Here is a 16,200-nt window from a genome sequence, read left to right as displayed (position 1 = left end):
CCAGAGCCATTCGGTTCATTTGCCGTTCGTGTCGCCCTTGCGAAAGTCGCGCAGGAAATCGACCACCGCGAAAAGAACCGTCGCCAGCAGCACGAGCAGAAGATCCGGTTCCGGCACGAAGGCCCCGATGGTGGCGAGGAAAGCGCCGAGGACGGCAATCGCGGAGAAGGCGATGAGCCAGCTGATCATTCCGGGCCTCCGGTATCCGACAGTGTTTCAACGATCCAATTTGCGGTGCGCAGCAGGCGCCCGTCGTCCCCGGCCGCGCCGACGACCTGAACACCAAGCGGAAGTCCCGCGGGGCCCGACAGCAGCGGCAGCGTGATCGACGGCAAACCGGTATAGGACCACAACGTGCAGAAGGCCGCGTCGCCCGTGCTGCCATGGGCCGGCGCCTCGCCCGGCGCCGAGGGTGTCAGGATCGCGTCGTAGCGCGTCAGGATTTCGGCGAGGCCAGCGGCGAGGGATCCGCGCATGCGCCGGGCCATGAGGTAATCGGGTGCGGGCGTGGCGCGGCCTTCCGCGATCAGTGCCTGCAGCCCCGGATCCATGTCGGGCATCCGCTCGAGATACCCGCCAAGATGGTGCGCGCCCTCGGCCGCCATGAGCATGCGGGTCCAGCGAAAGACCTCGGCAAAAAGCTCGGGCAGGGGGATCATGTCGACCGGACCGAGCGCCTCGCAAAGCTCGGCGAAGGCCTCCCGGGTCGAGGGATCGAGTTCTGCCGGGCCGATGATGCAGCACAGCGCAGGTCGAACCGGGGGGCGGCTTGCGGCGACGGCCGCGAGCGGGCCGAAGAATCCGCGGCAGTCGTGATCCAGTCCGTCCTCGCCCGTCAGCAGCTCGACGCAGCTCATGTCCTCGACCGTGCGGCCGATCAGACCGACATGGTCCAGCGAGGGGGCGACGGGCAGAATTCCGCTGCGCGGGATCGAGCCGAAGCTTGGCTTGAAGCCGACTGCGCCGCAGAAGCTGGCGGGCCGGATCACCGATCCGTTGGTCTGGGTTCCGAGCGCGATCGGGACCATGCCGGCTGCCACCGCGGCGGCCGAGCCCGCCGACGACCCGCCCGGCGAACGGCTGGGATCGTGCGGATTGCGGGTCGCGGCCGCGGGTGCCCCTTGTGCAAGCGGGGTCGTCACCGTCTTGCCGAGGATGATCGCCCCCGCGCGTCTGAGGCGGCGCACGACGGTTGCGTCCTGTTTCGGGTGCCGCCCGGCGTCGGCCGAGGAGCCGTTCTCGCCGGGCATCCCCGCCACGTCGATGATGTCCTTCACGCCCACCGGCACGCCGTGAAGCGGACCGCATGGCAGCCCCTTGCGCCGGTGCGCGTCCAAGGCCTCGGCCGCCGCCATCGCGCCATCGCGGTCGACATGGGCCCAGGCGCCGATACCAGCATCGACGGCGTCGATCCGGGCAAGGCACGCGGCGGTCATCGCGACCGCCGTCAGGTCCCCCGCCGCGATCGCGCGGGCCGCCGCGCGCGCGGTCAGGTCGGCCGGGTCGGCTCCGCGGCCCGCATGCCTGGGGACGTCAGCCATAGGCGAGCTCCGGCAGGTAGAACACCAGCGACGGGAAGATGTAGATCAGCGCCATCGCGGTGACGATCAGCACGAGATAGGGCATCACCCCCGAGAAGATGTGCGTGAGCTCGACCCCCGGAGGCGCGACGCCCTTCAGGTAATAGGCCGACATCGCCATTGGTGGTGTCAGGAACGACGTCTGCAGATTCAGGGCGATCAGGATGCCGAAGAACAGCGGATCGACGCCGAAATGCGGCAGCAGCGGCAGGAAGATCGGCACGAAGATGATGATGATCTCGGACCATTCGAGCGGCCAGCCCAGCAGGAAGATGATGATCTGGGCCATGATCAGGAAGGCGATCGGCGACATCTCGAGTCCAAGCACGAACTCCTCGACGACGGACTCGCCACCCAGATAGCTGAACACGGACGAGAAGGTCCACGAGCCGACGAACATCCAGCAGACCATCGCCGAGGTGCGCACCGTCAGGTAGACCGACTCGCGAAGCCGGTCCCAGGTCAGCGCCCGATACGCGAGCGCGAGCAGAAGCCCGCCAAGCGCACCCAGCGCTGCCGCCTCGGACGGCGTGGCGAGCCCGAAGAGGATCGCGCCGAGCACCGCGAGGATCAGGAAGGCCAGCGGGAAGAACGAGGTGAGCAGCATCCACGCGATGGTCGCGGCCGACAGATGGTCGGTTTCGTCCTCCGGCGGCTTGGGTGCCAGCTTGGGATTCAGCGTCGCGCGCGTCACGACATAGACGATGTAGAGGCCGGCGAGCAGAAAACCCGGAAGCAGCGCACCCGCGTAAAGCTTGACGATCGAGACGTTCGAGGCAGCGGCGTAGACGATGAGCATGATCGAGGGCGGGATCAGGATCCCGAGGCAGCCGCCCGCGCAGATGACGCCCGATGCGAAGGAGGTATCGTAGCGCGCCTTCAGCATCGACGGCAGCGCCAGCATGCCCATCAGCGTCACCACGGCGCCGACGATGCCGGTGGCCGTGGCGAACAGCGCGCAGGTTGCGAGGGCTGCGACCGCCATGGCACCCGGAAGCCGTTTGGCCGAGACATAGAGCGTGTCGAACAGCGCGTTCACGATGTTCGCGCGCTCGACCACGTAGCCCATGAACAGGAACAGCGGGATGGCGGTGAGCACATCGTTCGACATGACCGAGTAGGTCTGGTTCACGAAAAGGTCGAAGATGCGGTTGTTCAGGAAGCCTTCGAACCAGGCTGACACGATGTCGAAGGTGCCGGGATCGTCCGAGGCCATCAGCTTTTCATATGCCCGCCACTGTCGCCCCGCGTCGAAATAGGCGTAGTAGCCGAAGCCCACGCCCATCGCCATCAGCGTGAAGGCGATAGGAAAGCCGAGGAAGATGCTGAGGATGAATGTCGCCAGCATCAACACTGCGATCTGCGGGTCGGTCATTGTGCAGTGGCTCCGCGCTTCGCCTGCTCTTCGGCGGCCTGTTTCAGAAGGATCTGCTCCATCTCCTCGACGTCCTCGTCCTGGTGCATCCATTCGCCTTCACGGATGCACAGCAGGCAACGAAGCACCTGCGCGATCCCCTGGAGGAACAGCAGGATGCCGGCGGCGACGATGAGCATCTTGAACTGGAAGATCGGCATGCCGGCGGGGCTCATGACGCTCACTTCCATGTAGCGGTACGAGCGCTCGGCATATTTCGCGCCGGCGAAGATCAGCGCCAGCACGCCCGGGAAGAAGAAGAAGAAGTAGAGCACCAGTTCGACCCGCGCCTGCGTGCGCGGGCGCCACAGGCGGTACACGAAGTCTCCGCGGACATGGCCGTTGCGGCTGAGCGTGTATGCGCCGCCCATCATGAAGAGCGCGCCATACATCATGTAGCTGAGATCGAATGCCCACGAAGTCGGTGCGTTGAGCACGTAGCGCACGAAGACCTCGTAGCTGATGCCCAGGGTCATCCCGAGGATGCACCACGCGAACGCCTTGCCGAACCAAGCGGTCAAGCGATCGATGAAGCGGATTGCGCGTTCCATATCCAGTCCGGCCAGAGTGGTTGTGACAAGGGCGGGGAGTGACCCCCCGCCCCGAATCGTCGGTCTTGCGCCCGCGGCAACCGCCACGGGCGCGCTGTATCAGAACGGGAGCTTGCCCGGGAAGTAGTGGTCGTAGGCAAGCTTATAGTCCGCCGCGTTCACCAGGTAGTAGTAGGCGACGCGATCCGACCATGCCTTCTGGCTGTCGACGACCTTCTTGAAGTACGGATCCGAGTTTAGGTCGGCCAGAACGGTGTCCCACGCCTCGAGCTGCGCCTTGAGGATCGTCGTGTCCGTGCGGTGGACCGTGACGCCATCGTCGTTGATCAGCTTCTGCAGGTCTGCCGAGTACTTGTCCATCGCCAGGCCGAAGTTGGCGGTGTTCGCCGCTTCCGCAGCGTATTCGAGGATGGCCTGCTGCTCGGGCGACAGGCTGTCGAAGAGATCCTTGTTGAAGATGATCTCGAAGAACTCCGCCGCCTGGTGGTAGGACGACAGGTAGTAGTCCTTGGCGACGTCCTGGGCGCCGAACTGGCTGTCCGAGGTCGGGTTGTTGAACTCGAAGGCGTCGATGACGCCGCGCTCGAGCGCCGGCACGATTTCGCCGCCCGGAAGCTGCGTCACGGTCACGCCCGCAGCCTGCATGACGTCCGCGGCCAGGCCGACGGTGCGCCACTTCAGGCCCTTCATGTCGTCGATCGAGTTCACCTGCTTCTTGAACCAGCCAAGCGGCTGCGTCGGCATCGGCATGGCGAAGAAGCCAACGAGGTTGAGGCCGAGAATGTCCTGAATCAGCTCGTCATAGAGCTCCTTGCCGCCGCCATACTGGATCCAGGCCATCATCTGCGAGGCATCGGCGCCGAAGACCGGCCCGGTTCCGAAGAGCGAGGCAGCCTTGTTCTTGCCGTACCAGTAGGCGGTCACGTGGTGGCCGGCATCGAGCACGCCGTCATTCACCGCGTCCTGGATCTGGAACGCCTTCACCACCGCGCCATCGGGGAGGTATTCGATCTCCATCCGCCCGCCGGACATCTTGTTGACGCGCTCGACATACTGCTTGGCGAAGTCTGAGAAGACGTTGGCGTCGGGCCAGGCACCCTGCATCTTGATCTTCACGGTCTGGGCGCGGCTCACCTGCGGCGCGGCCAGTGTCGCGACGGCAGCCCCGCCGGCGACGAGCCCGCCCTTGAGGAACCGGCGCCGCGACGTCTCGGTTTTTACGGTGTCTTTCATTTGAGTCCTCCCTTGGAACACCCCCCGGCAGTTAACCCTGCCGGGCGCTTCGGCAACTTCTCTGGCGGGTCGGCGTCACTGGGTCGCCGGCGACCGTCGTCTTCTCTGCCGGATGTCGTTGAACGCATCTGGCTGGGTGCCGGCAGCCTGTCGCGCCGAGGCGCCACGCTCATGCCAGCCGCTGGAACAATACTGATACATGCGCGAAAGGCGAGATGTTTTGGCAAAAAACTTTGACCACATGTACAGAAATTCACGAAAGTTTCAGGCCCCCGTAAGGTGCGGCCGGCGGCGGGAGCGCGGCGCAGACATCTCGCGTGACGATGGCCAGGTGCTGGATCGGACCTTCGGGGCGCTCAAATTCGTCGTTCTTCAGCCCGCAATCCATGCGCCTCGGGTGTAAAGCTGTCGGGCAGGCCGGAGGGGCGGCCATGCCCGGCGATCATCGTGCAGACCGCGTCGCCCACGAGATGGGCGATGCTGAACCCGATCTTGTACCCGCCCGTGGCAAGCACGAGGCGCGGCGCCCCCGGCAGGGGCCCGACGAGCGGCTCGCGCCCTGGCGCGCGAGGGCGGATGCCGGCCCAGCGCTCGACGACTTCCGCGCCCCTGAGCGCGGGCGCAAGGCTGGCCGCGGTCTCGACGAGGGCATCGAGCCGGGCGTCGGGCCCGTCGGCGCGCCAAGTCTTCTCGCTCGTCGATCCGACGGCGATGCGGCCGTCGGCATGTGGCACGATGTAGATGCCGTTGGCCTGGATGACCGGCGCGCCGGGATCCGCGCGCGCCGCGAGGAGCGCCGCCTGCCCCTTCACACCAGGGCCAGAGCGCCCGTCTTCGGGCAGGCATGACGCCGGCAGGAAGTCGAGACAGCCCCAGCCGGCGGCAAGCACGACATGGCCGGCCGAGATATCTCCCCGGTCGAAGCGCGCGACGCCGTCGCGCGCGGCGAGGCTCCGAAGCCGCCACCCGGATCGGATCTGGGCCATGCGTGATACCGAATGTGCCAGCGCCTCGACCAGCGCACGGGGGCCGATCCGGCCGGAGAGCGTGTCGCGGACGACGCCGAACGGTGCGGCCTCGGGCGCGATCAGCCCTTGCGCCCCTTGGGGAACGCTGTCGAGCACCTCGAACTCGGCCGCGCCGCTCCAGACCTCGCGGGCTGCTCGGGAATGGGCAAGGGCGCGCTCCCGGCTGCGCTCGTCGACAAGCGGCGTGATGCGGCCGCAGCGGGCATGGCCCGGGTCGATCCCGGTTTCGGCGGCAAGCTCGGCGGCGCGCGCGCCCAGCGTGACCAGACCGTCGAACTGGAACTGCTTGAACGGACGCCAGCGATCCGGCTGGTGAGGCGTCAGCGCTCCGACCAGCCCGCCGCTCGCGCCGGCGCCGGGAATGTCGGCCTCGGCGAGGATCACCCGCATCCCGGCACGCGCGGCGGCCCGGGCCGTCCACAGGCCGAACACCCCGGCGCCGATCACCAGCAGGTCCGTCGTCTCGGCCATTCCGATCTCGCTCGTCTTTTCCTTGCCGCGGGTATGTGGTTCCGCCAGAACCGAGCACATGAGCGCATCCGATTCCAGCGCGGATCTGGTCTGGGCGCGCGGCGCGCGCGGGGATCTGCCCATGTCGCAGCGCTATGCGGACCCCTATTTCTCGCGCCATGACGGGCTGGCCGAGACGCGGCACGTCTTCCTCGAGGGAAACCGGCTTTCCGAGCGGTGGGGGCCCGACACCCGGCGCTTCGCGATCGCCGAGCTTGGCTTCGGCACGGGCCTCAACGTGCTGGCGGCCTGGGCGCTGTGGCGCGAGCGTGCGGCCGTCGACGGAGTGCTGAGCGTGACGAGTTTCGAGGTGGCGCCACTCGCGCCAACCGAAATGCGCCGAGCGCTCGCGGCGTTTCCCGAATTGGCCGATCTCGGCGCCCGCCTGCTGGACGTGTGGCGCGGGGCGGGGGGGCGTTTCGATCTTGGCGGTCTTCAGCTCGAGGTGGTCGAGGGGGATGCGAGGCAGACGGTGCCGCGTTGGCAAGGTCATGTCGACGCGTGGTTCCTCGACGGGTTCGCGCCTGCGCGAAACCCTCAGATGTGGGAGGCCGACCTGCTCGCAGCCGTCGCGGCGCGGCTCGAGCCCGGAGGGACAGTCGCGACCTACAGCGCCGCGGGGCATGTGCGGCGGTCGCTCGAGGCCGCCGGGCTGCAGGTCCGCAAACGCGCGGGCTATGGTGCCAAGCGCGAGATGTGCGTGGCTTGCCGGCCTGACACGGCCGCCGGTGCCGACGCGCGGGAGGCGTGAGCCGGACCGTTTTACCGATCATTAACCATGCTGCCGCACTCTTGGACGCATTGAGCCCATTTGCGTCCTTTTCACCCGCGTGCGACCCGAACGCCACTGAGGGAAACCCATGGCAGAGGCAAGCTCTTCGGTCGAGATCCGGCCGCTCTCGCAAGACATCGCATCGGCCGAGGCGCTTCGGCGCGTAGAGCTGCCGCTGCGCGACCTCGAATACAATGTCGAGGCCTACCTACTGGACAATGGCGCGAAGCTCGATACCGGCACGCGGCGTTTCCTCGCACAGTTGCGCGATGCGCTGGGCGGTCTGTCGGTCGCGGCGGGACATCTGGGACAGACGAGGCCGCCACGGCGGTAAACCCCGAATTCGACCGCCAGGACGTCGCAAACTGCATTGCAGCCCGCTCCGAGCGAGCCTAGGAGGTGCAGGCATGGAGTGCGACGTCCGCGCCGAGCGGACGGATCGGGTGGGCGCTTGGCCGGGGGGCTGTGAATGACCGACGCGACGAGCCAGCCTCGCGCCGAGCGCGATTGCGCGGACCGCGACGTCCTTCTGCTGGGCGTCGACACCGGCGGCACCTACACCGATGCCGCGCTGCTCGATGCAGCGCGTCTCGGCGAAGGCCCGGCGGCGGTGATTGCCAAGGCGAAGTCGCTGACGACCCGCGATGACTTGGGGCGAGGCATTGCGGCGGCTGTCGACGCGGTCTTGCAGGCGGGAAGCATCGCGCCCTCCCGCATCGGTCTCGTCTCGCTCTCGACGACGCTCGCGACCAATGCCCTGGTGGAGGGGCAAGGCGGTCGCGCTGCGCTGGTGATGATCGGCTTCGATCCTGCGGATCTGGGGCGCCAGGGTCTGGCCGAGGCGATCGGGCAGGACCCTTTGATCCCGATCGCGGGCGGCCATGATCCGCACGGTAATCAGCGTGCGCCATTCGATGGCGAGGCGCTCGCCGCGGCCCTCGACGGGCTTGCGGTCGAAGCGGTCGCGATCTGCGGCCATTTCGGCGTCCGCAACCCGGCGCACGAGCAGGCAGCGCGCGATCTCGTCCGTAAGGCCACGGGCCTGCCGGTCACGTGCTCGCACGAGCTCTCGGCCAGGGTCGGCGGCCCACGCCGGGCTTTGACCGCGCTTCTCAACGCGCGGCTGGTGGGCATGATCGACGGGCTGATCCGCTCGGCCGAGACGATGATGGAGGCGCGCGGGATCGCGGCGCCCCTCATGGTGGTGCGGGGGGACGGTGCGCTGGTTTCGGCGGCGTTCGCGCGCTACCGGCCGATCGAGACGATCCTCTCGGGGCCCGCGGCGAGCCTGGTCGGCGCGTCGTTCCTCACGGGCCTTCCGGATGCCATCGTCTCGGACATCGGCGGCACGACCACCGACATCGCGGTTCTCAACGAAGGCCGCCCGCGGCTCGATCCCGAGGGCGCCCAGGTCGGCGGCCTGCGCACGATGGTCGAGGCCGTCGCGATGACGACCCATGGGCTCGGCGGCGACAGCGAGGTAGCGCTCGACGAACGCCAGCCCGGGGCTGCGATTCTGCTCGGGCCGAGGCGGCTGGTGCCGCTCGCGCTGCTGGCCGCGCAGCACGGTCCCTCGGTGATCGAGACGCTCGAGCGGCAGCTTGGTCGCGCCGTGCCGGGTGAGCTCGATGGCCGCTTCCTGATGCGGATGGGGCCGGCCGCGGCGCCGGGGCTCGGCACGGCCGAGGCGGCGCTGCTGGCGGGGCTGGAGAGCGCGCCGGTCGCGGCGGACGAGGTGTTGCGCTCGCGGCCACGACGCATCGCGCTCAAGCGGCTGGTCGAGCGCGGCCTGGTCCGGGTTTCGGGCTTCACGCCGTCGGATGCCGCGCATGTGCTTGGCATTCATACCGACTGGGACACGCATGCCGCAGGCCTTGGCGCGCGGCTGATGGCGCGGCGGCGTGGCATGGATGGGCGCCCCGTCGCGGCGGATGGCGCAACCCTCGCGCGCGCCGTGGTCGATGCCCTGGTGATGCGATCGGGCGAGCATGTGCTCGACGCGGCCTTCGCGGCCGACGGCTTTGCCGAGCCGGGGCTTGCGCGCTCGACCCTGGCGCGGGCCGCCTTGCGCCGGCACGAAGGCTTCGCACTGCCGCGGCTGACAATGGGTGCGCCGCTCATCGGCCTCGGCGCGTCGGCGCCGGTCTATTATCCCGAGGTCTCGCAATTGCTGGACGCGCGCGCGGTGATTCCTGGCCATGCCGATGTCGCCAACGCGATCGGAGCGGTCGCGGGCCACGTCCAGATCACCCGCCGGGCGACGGTGACGCAGCCTGCCGAGGACCGGTTCCGGCTGCATCTGAGCGACGGCACGCAGGACCATTCAGGCTTCGAGCAAGCGCGAGCCGCGGCCGAGCAGGCGCTCGAGGCCGAGGTCCGCGGCGCCGCCGAGGCGGCCGGGGCTGGTGACGTCGCCTTGTCGCGCCGATGGGAGATGCGCGAGGCCGAGATCGAGGGCCGCCGCGTGATCGTCGAGGCGGAACTGATCATCACCGCTACCGGGCGCCCCAGGATCGCCGCCCCCGAAGATGCCCCTGCCCTGAGCGCGGGCTTCGCGGGGATCTGAAGGCGCGGGAGGCGCGGACGGCCACGCGCGCCGGGTGACCCGATCCATGTATCCATGTTCCACCAAGGCCAGAAAAGGAGGGCCCTGATGACCCCCAGCGAACTCGTCTCAGAGTACTATGCCGCGTTCAATCGTGGCGACCCGGATGCGATGATGGCCCTGCTGACCGACGATGTGCGCCACGACGTGAATCAGGGCGGCCATCGGACGGGCAAGCAGGTCTTCGCCGAGTTCTCGGCACATATGACGCGCTGCTATGCCGAGCGCCTGACCGACATCGTCGTGATGGAGAGCCCCTGCGGCACGCGCGCGGCTGCCGAGTTCACCGTCAATGGCGAGTATCTCGCGACGGACGAGGGCCTGCCCGAAGCGAAGGGCCAGCGCTATGTCCTGCCGGCCGGGACGTTCTTCACCATCCGCGACGGCAAGATCGCGCGGGTCACGACCTATTACAATCTCACCGATTGGGTTCGGCAGGTATCGACATGACCCTTCGGATCGAGCCGATCGCGGCGGGGGCGATGGTCTCGGTCCTGCCGGACCTCGCGCGGCTTCGCATCGAGGTCTTCCGGGCGTTCCCCTACCTCTATGACGGCGACATGGCCTACGAGGAGAAGTACCTCCGCGCCTATGCCGAAAGCCCCGGCGCGATCGTCGTCGGCGCGTGGGACGGCACGCGCCTTGTCGGCGCGGCGACCGGGGCCCCGATGGAAGACCATGCGGCCGAGTTCGCCAAGCCGTTCGCCGATCGTGGCTTCGATCTCGCCGAGATCTTCTACTGCGGTGAATCCGTGCTCTTGCCGCAATACCGGGGGCAGGGGGCGGGGCACGCCTTCTTCGATCTGCGCGAGGCGCGCGGCCGCGAGCTGGGGCGCCGCTACTCGTGCTTCTGTGCCGTGATCCGGCCCGCGGATCACCCGGCGCGGCCTGCGAACTACACCCCGCTCGATCCGTTCTGGCGTAAGCGGGGTTACAATCTCGTGGAGGGTCTTGTCGCGAGCTTCCCGTGGCGCGATATCGGGGACAGCGAAGAGACGGATAAACCGATGCAGTTCTGGATGCGGGAGCTCTGATGGTCAGGATCGCGGCGGCAGCCTACCCGATTGACTGGTTCGACGGCTGGCAGCAATACGAAGCCAAGCTCTCGGGCTGGGTCGACGAAGCCGCGCGCGCCGGCGCCGAGCTTCTGGTGTTTCCCGAGTATGGCGCGATGGAGCTTGCCTCGCTCGCCGGAAAGCCGAGGGCGAGCGATCTGCAAGGCTCGATCGACGCGGTGTCCGACGCCATGCCCGAGGCCGATGCGCTGCACTCGAAGCTGGCGGCGCGCTACGGGGTGCACATCCTCGGCGCGTCCGCGCCGGTGCGCCTGGCGGATGGCCGCACGGTCAACCGCGCAAGCCTGTTCACGCCCGAGGGGAATGTCGGCATCCAGGACAAGCTGATCATGACGCGCTTCGAGCGCGAATCCTGGTATGTCGACCCGGGCGCCGAAGCGCGCGTGTTCGACACCTCGCTCGGCCGACTCGGCGTCGCGGTCTGCTATGACAGCGAGTTTCCGCTCATCGCGCGCTCGATGGTCGAGGCGGGCGTCGAGATCCTGCTGGTCCCGTCCTGCACGGAAAAGCTTGCCGGTTACTGGCGGGTGCGCATCGGGGCGATGGCGCGTGCGCTCGAGGGGCAATGCGTGGCGGTTCATGCCCCGACCGTGGGTGATGTGGATTGGAGCGAGGCCGTCGACTCGAATGTCGGCGCCGCGGCCGTGTATGGGCCGCCGGACCGCGGTTTCCCCGCAACCGGCGTGCTGTCGGAAGGCGTGCTCAACCAGGCGGGATGGGTGTATGCCGAGGCCGACCGCGACGCGATCGCCGAGGTGCGAGCCGATGGCGGTGTCCTGAACATGCGCCACTGGGACGAGCAGGACGAGCGCTTGGGCCGGGTCAAAGCTGTCTCTCTGGTCTGAGGGCGATGCTCTCCTACCAGCACGCCTATCACGCGGGGAACGCGGCCGACCTGCACAAGCACCTGGCGCTCGCGACGCTGCTAAGTCTGCTCACGGCAAAACCGCGCGCGATCAGCTACATGGAAAGCCACGCCGGCCGCGGGCTCTATGATCTCGCCGGCCCGGAGGCGAGCAAGACCGCGGAGGCCGAGGACGGCATCGGCCGCGCCGCGCCGGGCTCGAGCGCGTACTGGAGCGTGCTCGCGCAGGTGCGGGAGCGCTTCGGCGCGAGCGCCTATCCCGGCTCGCCGCTCATCGCGCGCACGCTGTTGCGCCCGCAGGATCGCCTGACACTTTGCGAGCTGCACCCGGCCGAGCATGCCGCCCTGATCCGGTCGCTTGGCGGGGCGGGCGTCGGCATTCATCGCCGCGACGGGCACGAGGGGCTGGTGGCGCTGGCGCCGCCGACGCCGCGGCGCGGGCTGGCGCTGCTCGATCCGAGCTACGAGGTGAAGGATGAGTATGCGCAGACCGCGCAAACTGCGCTCGGGCTTCTGCGTCGCTGGCCTGAAGGCGTCGTGATGATCTGGTATCCGATACTCCCGGCCGGGCGACATGCGGCGCTGATCGATCCGATGGAGGCCATGCGCGTGCAGGGGGCATTCCGTGACGAGGTGGCATTCACCTCAACCCGAGGCCGCGGGATGACGGGCTCGGGGCTCATGTTCCTCAATCTGCCCTTTGGCGCGGAGGCCGCGCTCAAGGCCGCGTGGGCAGAGGCGGCGCCTGTCTTCCACGCCTGAGGCCGTTTCGGGATGCGAGGCCTAGGGTAGAGCCGTCAGCCCGCCTGGGGCATCGTTGAGAACGGCCGGCCCATCAGGTCGTCCTGCATCATCTGCATCGTCAATTCCTCGACGCGCTGCTCGGCGACGCGCGCCTGCTCGCGGATCCGCGCGTTCTCCTGCAAGACGATGGCAAGCGCCTCTTCGGCGATAGCGGCCTTCATCGCGGCGCGCTGCGTCGGCGAGGCGAAACGCCGCGCGGTCAAGGGAAACGGCCGTTCCGGATCGAAAGGGATAACGCTCATGCCAAGCTCCGAACCACACAACTTCACCCTGCAGATGAGGGTCGACGTCGATTCGGGCAAAATATTGTTAAAGAAGCGTTGATCTTTCGTCGATCCGCGCCAGCTGTCCGCCCGAGACGCCAGATTCTGCGCCATTTTTCGCTTTCGCAGCCCGAATACGACAGAAATCGACATGCCCGACCGATCTTCCGCCGACCTCACTTCGCACCCGACACTCCTTTGGCTGCGCAAGGATCTTCGGCTGGGCGACCATCCGGCGTGGGCGCGCGCGCTGGCATCCGGCGGCCCGGCGATTCCCGTCTACATCCTCGACCCGGTGACCGAGCGCGCGATGGGCGCCGCACCACGGTGGCGGCTAGGACTGTCGCTCGAGGATCTCGGCCGTCGGCTGGTTGCTCGCGGATCGAGACTGGTATTGCGCCGTGGCGATGCGCTGGACGTCTTGCGCGCGCTGGTGGCCGAGACGGGCGCTCGCAGCGTGGTCTGGTCGCGTCTTTACGATCCGCAGGCGCGCGCGCGCGACGGCGAGGTGAAGGCGGCGCTGCGCGCCGATGGCATCGAGGCGATCAGCGTCAACGCCTCGCTCCTGCACGAGCCCTGGGAGGTGGAGACCGGGCAGGGCAGCTTCTTCAAGGTCTACACGCCATTCTGGCGGGCAGTGCGCGGGCGCGAGCCGTCGAGCCCCCTTGCCGAACCCGGCACCCTCGCGCCGCCCGGTAAATGGCCGGCGAGCGAGACGCTGTCCGACTGGAGGCTGGGCGGCGGGATGAAGCGCGGAGCGGCCGTGGTCGCCCGCTTTGCGGCAGTGGGCGAGAACGCGGCCCTCGATCGCCTCGGGGCCTTCGTCGAGGACCGGATCGCGGCCTACAAGGACGAGCGCGACCGCCCGGACATTCTCGCGACCTCGCGGCTGTCCGAGAACCTGGCCTATGGCGAGATCTCGCCACGAACCATCTGGCACGCCGGGCGCTCGGCCATGGAGCGGCTTTCGGGGCACGCCGAGGCTGGCGCTGAGCATTTCCTGAAGGAACTCGCCTGGCGCGAGTTCGCCTATCACCTCCTCTACCACACGCCTCGGATCGAGACCGAGAACTGGCGCCCGGAGTGGGACGACTTTCCGTGGCACGCGGACAATGCCGATGCCGAACGCTGGCGCCGCGGCATGACCGGGATCGAGATGGTCGATGCGGGGATGCGCGAGATGTATGCCACCGGCACGATGCACAACCGCCTGCGCATGCTGGTCGCCTCGTTTCTCACCAAGCATCTCCTGACCCACTGGCGCGTGGGCGAGGCCTGGTTTCGCGACTGCCTGATCGACTGGGACCCGGCGTCGAACGCGATGGGCTGGCAATGGGTGGCGGGTTCGGGGCCCGACGCGGCGCCATATTTCCGAGTCTTCAATCCCGAGACGCAGGCAGCAAGGTTCGATCCTGAGCGACGCTACGTCGATCGCTTCATCGCCGAGGGCCGCGACCGTCCACACGAGGATGCGCTTTCCTATTTCGATGCGGTGCCACGCAGCTGGGGACTGTCGGCCTCGGACGCGTATCCTCAGCCTGTCATCGGTCTCCGCGAAGGCCGCGAGCGCGCCCTTGCGGCCTATCAGCAGCGGCGCTCGGCAACCTGAAGCCACGCGCACGGCACGTTTTTTCTGGCCGCGCGGGGGCCTTCTAAATTATTTTCCGGGAAAACGAAGCAAGAGGAGCCACATGCGGCTGACGAGTGTCGACGGCCAGAAGGATCTTCCGCGCTGGTTCGAGACGTTCTTCGCGATCGCGGGGGAAATCAAGACGGGCAGCTTCGAGGTCACGCTGCCCGATGGGCGTGTCTTCTTCGTCGAAGGCCCCAGCGGCGGCCCGGCCGGACGCCTGACAGTGCACAATGCCGACTTCTTCACCCGGCTCGTGCGCGAGGGCGATCTTGGCTTTTCCGAGATGTACCTCGATGGATGGTGGGAGACGCCCGATCTTCAGGCGCTCCTCGACGTCATTCTTCTCAACAACGATACGCTCGGACGCGGCTTCCCCGCGATGGTGCTGGTGCGCGCCTACGAGCGGCTGCGTCACTGGCTGAGATCGAACACGCGCCGCGGCGCGCGGCGGAACATCTCGTACCATTACGACCTCGGGAACGCCTTCTACGAGCGGTGGCTCGATCCTTCGATGACCTACTCGTCAGCGCTCTTCACCGGGCAGGGCGAGGACCTGACGCAGGCGCAGGCGAACAAGTACGCCGCCATCTGCGACCGGATCGGCGTGAAATCGGGGGACCACCTGCTCGAGATCGGCTGTGGCTGGGGCGGGTTCGCGGAATATGCGATCCGCGAGCGCGGCGTGCGGGTCACCGGGCTCACGCTGTCGCGCGAGCAGCACGATTACGCGGCGAGACGCCTGTTCGAGGCCGGGCTCGCCGAGCGCGCGGAGATCGTGATCCGCGACTATCGCGACGAGCGCGGCGTCTACGACGGGATCGCCTCGATCGAGATGTTCGAGGCGGTAGGGGAGCGCTATTGGCCCGCCTACTTCGAGACGATCCGCGAGCGGCTCCGCCCCGGCGCCATCGCGGGCTTGCAGATCATCACTATCGCGGATGGCCTGTTCGCCGAGTATCGACGCCAGACCGATTTCATCCAGAAGTACATCTTTCCCGGCGGCATGCTTCCCTCTCCCGGCGCATTGCGGGCCGAGGCGGAGCGCGCGGGCCTTGCGCTGCTTGGCTCGGTCGAGTTCGGAGAGAGCTACTCGCGCACGCTCAGAGAGTGGCGCGACCGGTTCCAGAGCCAGTGGGACGAGATCTGCGCGCTCGGCTTCGATGATCGCTTCCGAAGGATGTGGAACTTCTACCTGGCAAGTTGTGCGGCCTGTTTCCGGGCGAAAACGACGGATGTGACACAAATCTCCCTGCAGAAACCCGCATGATTCTTGCCTTTCGGTGCCGTTTTGGGGCATCATGCCGATCGGGGTGTTGGGTGAGGGCGCGTTTTCCTGCTCAGCTTAGATGGTGAAGGCGCGACATGCTGCTATTTAGGGTTATCTGCGCAATTCTGATGGCGTGGGCTGTGAACTGGGTGTTGTCGCATCCTGAAGCGCGGCCTGTTCTCGAGGCGCTTCCGGTCATGGCGGTGATCAGTCCGATCGCGGGCGCACTGGTTGGCTTCTTCAACCTTGCAACGCGTCAGGGCTGGGGCTTCATCGTCGCGGTCGCGAATGGCGTTTGGGCCGGGTTGCTCTCGATCCTCGTGGCCGGCACGGTTTACGGACTGGTCGTCGCGTTCCAGACGTGGCGCGGTCCGTCGAGCAGTTACGAGAGCTTCGTGCGCAACATGGAAAGCGAGATCACGCCGCTCTTCGATCTCGTCATCAACTTCCCGCTGCTCACGCTGACGATCACCACGACGGCGGTCCTGGGTGTCGTGACGGAATTGCTGCACTGGACGCTGGTCCGCTTCCGGAAGAACCGCGAAGTGCCGTCGGACAGCACGGCCTGAGCGTAGTCTGGGAAGTTGATCCTCTTTCCG

General features: G+C 67.6%; 17 protein-coding genes. 10 read left to right on the top strand and 7 right to left on the bottom strand.

The window, feature by feature from the left end; translation table 11 throughout:
* Positions 1-15: 15 nt before the first annotated feature.
* From H0I76_RS06725 to H0I76_RS06700, 6 genes are all read right to left on the bottom strand, one after another.
* On the bottom strand, positions 16-189 hold the full coding sequence (locus H0I76_RS06725) for a hypothetical protein (protein WP_200608569.1): 174 nt from the start codon (positions 187-189) through the stop codon (positions 16-18).
* Positions 186-1,541: an amidase gene (locus H0I76_RS06720; protein ID WP_200608567.1), complete on the bottom strand. Its 1,356-nt coding sequence runs from the start codon at positions 1,539-1,541 to the stop codon at positions 186-188. The genes H0I76_RS06725 and H0I76_RS06720 overlap by 4 nt, the downstream gene beginning before the upstream one ends.
* Positions 1,534-2,955 (bottom strand): TRAP transporter large permease, encoded by a 1,422-nt coding sequence (locus H0I76_RS06715; protein ID WP_200608565.1) that lies wholly within the window; start codon positions 2,953-2,955, stop codon positions 1,534-1,536. Before H0I76_RS06715 ends, H0I76_RS06720 begins: the two co-directional genes overlap by 8 nt.
* Positions 2,952-3,545 carry a TRAP transporter small permease subunit gene (locus H0I76_RS06710; protein WP_200608564.1) on the bottom strand — a complete coding sequence of 198 codons (594 nt, stop codon included), beginning with the start codon at positions 3,543-3,545 and terminating at the stop codon, positions 2,952-2,954. The genes H0I76_RS06715 and H0I76_RS06710 overlap by 4 nt, the downstream gene beginning before the upstream one ends.
* A 99-nt stretch (positions 3,546-3,644) precedes the next feature.
* Positions 3,645-4,778 carry a TRAP transporter substrate-binding protein gene (locus tag H0I76_RS06705; protein WP_200608563.1) on the bottom strand — a complete coding sequence of 378 codons (1,134 nt, stop codon included), beginning with the start codon at positions 4,776-4,778 and terminating at the stop codon, positions 3,645-3,647.
* A gap of 356 nt (positions 4,779-5,134) precedes the next feature.
* A complete protein-coding gene (locus tag H0I76_RS06700; protein ID WP_200608562.1) occupies positions 5,135-6,277 on the bottom strand; it encodes an NAD(P)/FAD-dependent oxidoreductase in 1,143 nt (380 codons plus the stop codon).
* A gap of 58 nt (positions 6,278-6,335) precedes the next feature.
* On the opposite strand from H0I76_RS06700, the gene mnmD reads away from it, so the two are divergent.
* The 7 genes from mnmD (at position 6,336) to rlmJ (ending at position 12,396) form a co-directional block, all read left to right on the top strand.
* A complete protein-coding gene (gene mnmD / locus H0I76_RS06695) occupies positions 6,336-7,067 on the top strand; it encodes a tRNA (5-methylaminomethyl-2-thiouridine)(34)-methyltransferase MnmD (protein WP_200608561.1) in 732 nt (243 codons plus the stop codon).
* 109 nt (positions 7,068-7,176) lie between these two features.
* On the top strand, positions 7,177-7,422 hold the full coding sequence (locus H0I76_RS06690; RefSeq protein WP_200608560.1) for a hypothetical protein: 246 nt from the start codon (positions 7,177-7,179) through the stop codon (positions 7,420-7,422).
* A gap of 135 nt (positions 7,423-7,557) precedes the next feature.
* Positions 7,558-9,654: a hydantoinase/oxoprolinase family protein gene (locus H0I76_RS06685; protein ID WP_200608559.1), complete on the top strand. Its 2,097-nt coding sequence runs from the start codon at positions 7,558-7,560 to the stop codon at positions 9,652-9,654.
* An 87-nt stretch (positions 9,655-9,741) separates the two neighbouring features.
* Entirely contained in the window at positions 9,742-10,143 is a 402-nt protein-coding gene (locus H0I76_RS06680) for a ketosteroid isomerase-related protein (RefSeq protein WP_200608558.1), read from the top strand.
* Positions 10,140-10,727 carry a GNAT family N-acetyltransferase gene (locus H0I76_RS06675; RefSeq protein ID WP_200608557.1) on the top strand — a complete coding sequence of 196 codons (588 nt, stop codon included), beginning with the start codon at positions 10,140-10,142 and terminating at the stop codon, positions 10,725-10,727. The genes H0I76_RS06680 and H0I76_RS06675 overlap by 4 nt, the downstream gene beginning before the upstream one ends.
* The gene (locus H0I76_RS06670; RefSeq protein ID WP_200608556.1) at positions 10,727-11,614 is read left to right on the top strand and encodes a carbon-nitrogen hydrolase family protein; all 888 of its coding nucleotides are present in this window, start codon (positions 10,727-10,729) and stop codon (positions 11,612-11,614) included. The genes H0I76_RS06675 and H0I76_RS06670 overlap by 1 nt, the downstream gene beginning before the upstream one ends.
* A 5-nt stretch (positions 11,615-11,619) precedes the next feature.
* Positions 11,620-12,396 (top strand): 23S rRNA (adenine(2030)-N(6))-methyltransferase RlmJ, encoded by a 777-nt coding sequence (gene rlmJ, locus H0I76_RS06665; RefSeq protein WP_200608555.1) that lies wholly within the window; start codon positions 11,620-11,622, stop codon positions 12,394-12,396.
* Between the two features lie 35 nt (positions 12,397-12,431).
* Here rlmJ and H0I76_RS06660 read toward each other — a convergent pair whose 3' ends face one another.
* Complete coding sequence (locus H0I76_RS06660) at positions 12,432-12,854, bottom strand: hypothetical protein (protein ID WP_200608554.1); 423 nt, start codon at positions 12,852-12,854, stop codon at positions 12,432-12,434.
* Between H0I76_RS06660 and H0I76_RS06655 the strand changes: the two genes are divergently transcribed.
* The 3 genes from H0I76_RS06655 to H0I76_RS06645 all read left to right on the top strand — a co-directional run bounded on the left by H0I76_RS06655 (position 12,853) and on the right by H0I76_RS06645 (position 16,170).
* Positions 12,853-14,310, top strand: a complete 1,458-nt coding sequence (locus H0I76_RS06655; protein ID WP_200608553.1) for a cryptochrome/photolyase family protein — start codon at positions 12,853-12,855, stop codon at positions 14,308-14,310. The genes H0I76_RS06660 and H0I76_RS06655 overlap by 2 nt on opposite strands.
* 82 nt (positions 14,311-14,392) lie before the next feature.
* A complete protein-coding gene (locus H0I76_RS06650) occupies positions 14,393-15,601 on the top strand; it encodes an SAM-dependent methyltransferase (protein ID WP_200608552.1) in 1,209 nt (402 codons plus the stop codon).
* 197 nt (positions 15,602-15,798) lie between these two features.
* A complete protein-coding gene (locus H0I76_RS06645; protein WP_200608550.1) occupies positions 15,799-16,170 on the top strand; it encodes a hypothetical protein in 372 nt (123 codons plus the stop codon).
* Positions 16,171-16,200 lie beyond the last annotated feature (30 nt).

Origin of the sequence: Thermohalobaculum xanthum, from assembly GCF_016623495.1 — a bacterium.
In the GTDB taxonomy this organism is placed as follows: Bacteria; Pseudomonadota; Alphaproteobacteria; order Rhodobacterales; family Rhodobacteraceae; genus Thermohalobaculum; species Thermohalobaculum xanthum.
Note: the sequence above shows the minus strand (reverse complement) of the source record. Positions and strands in the feature narration are given on the sequence as shown.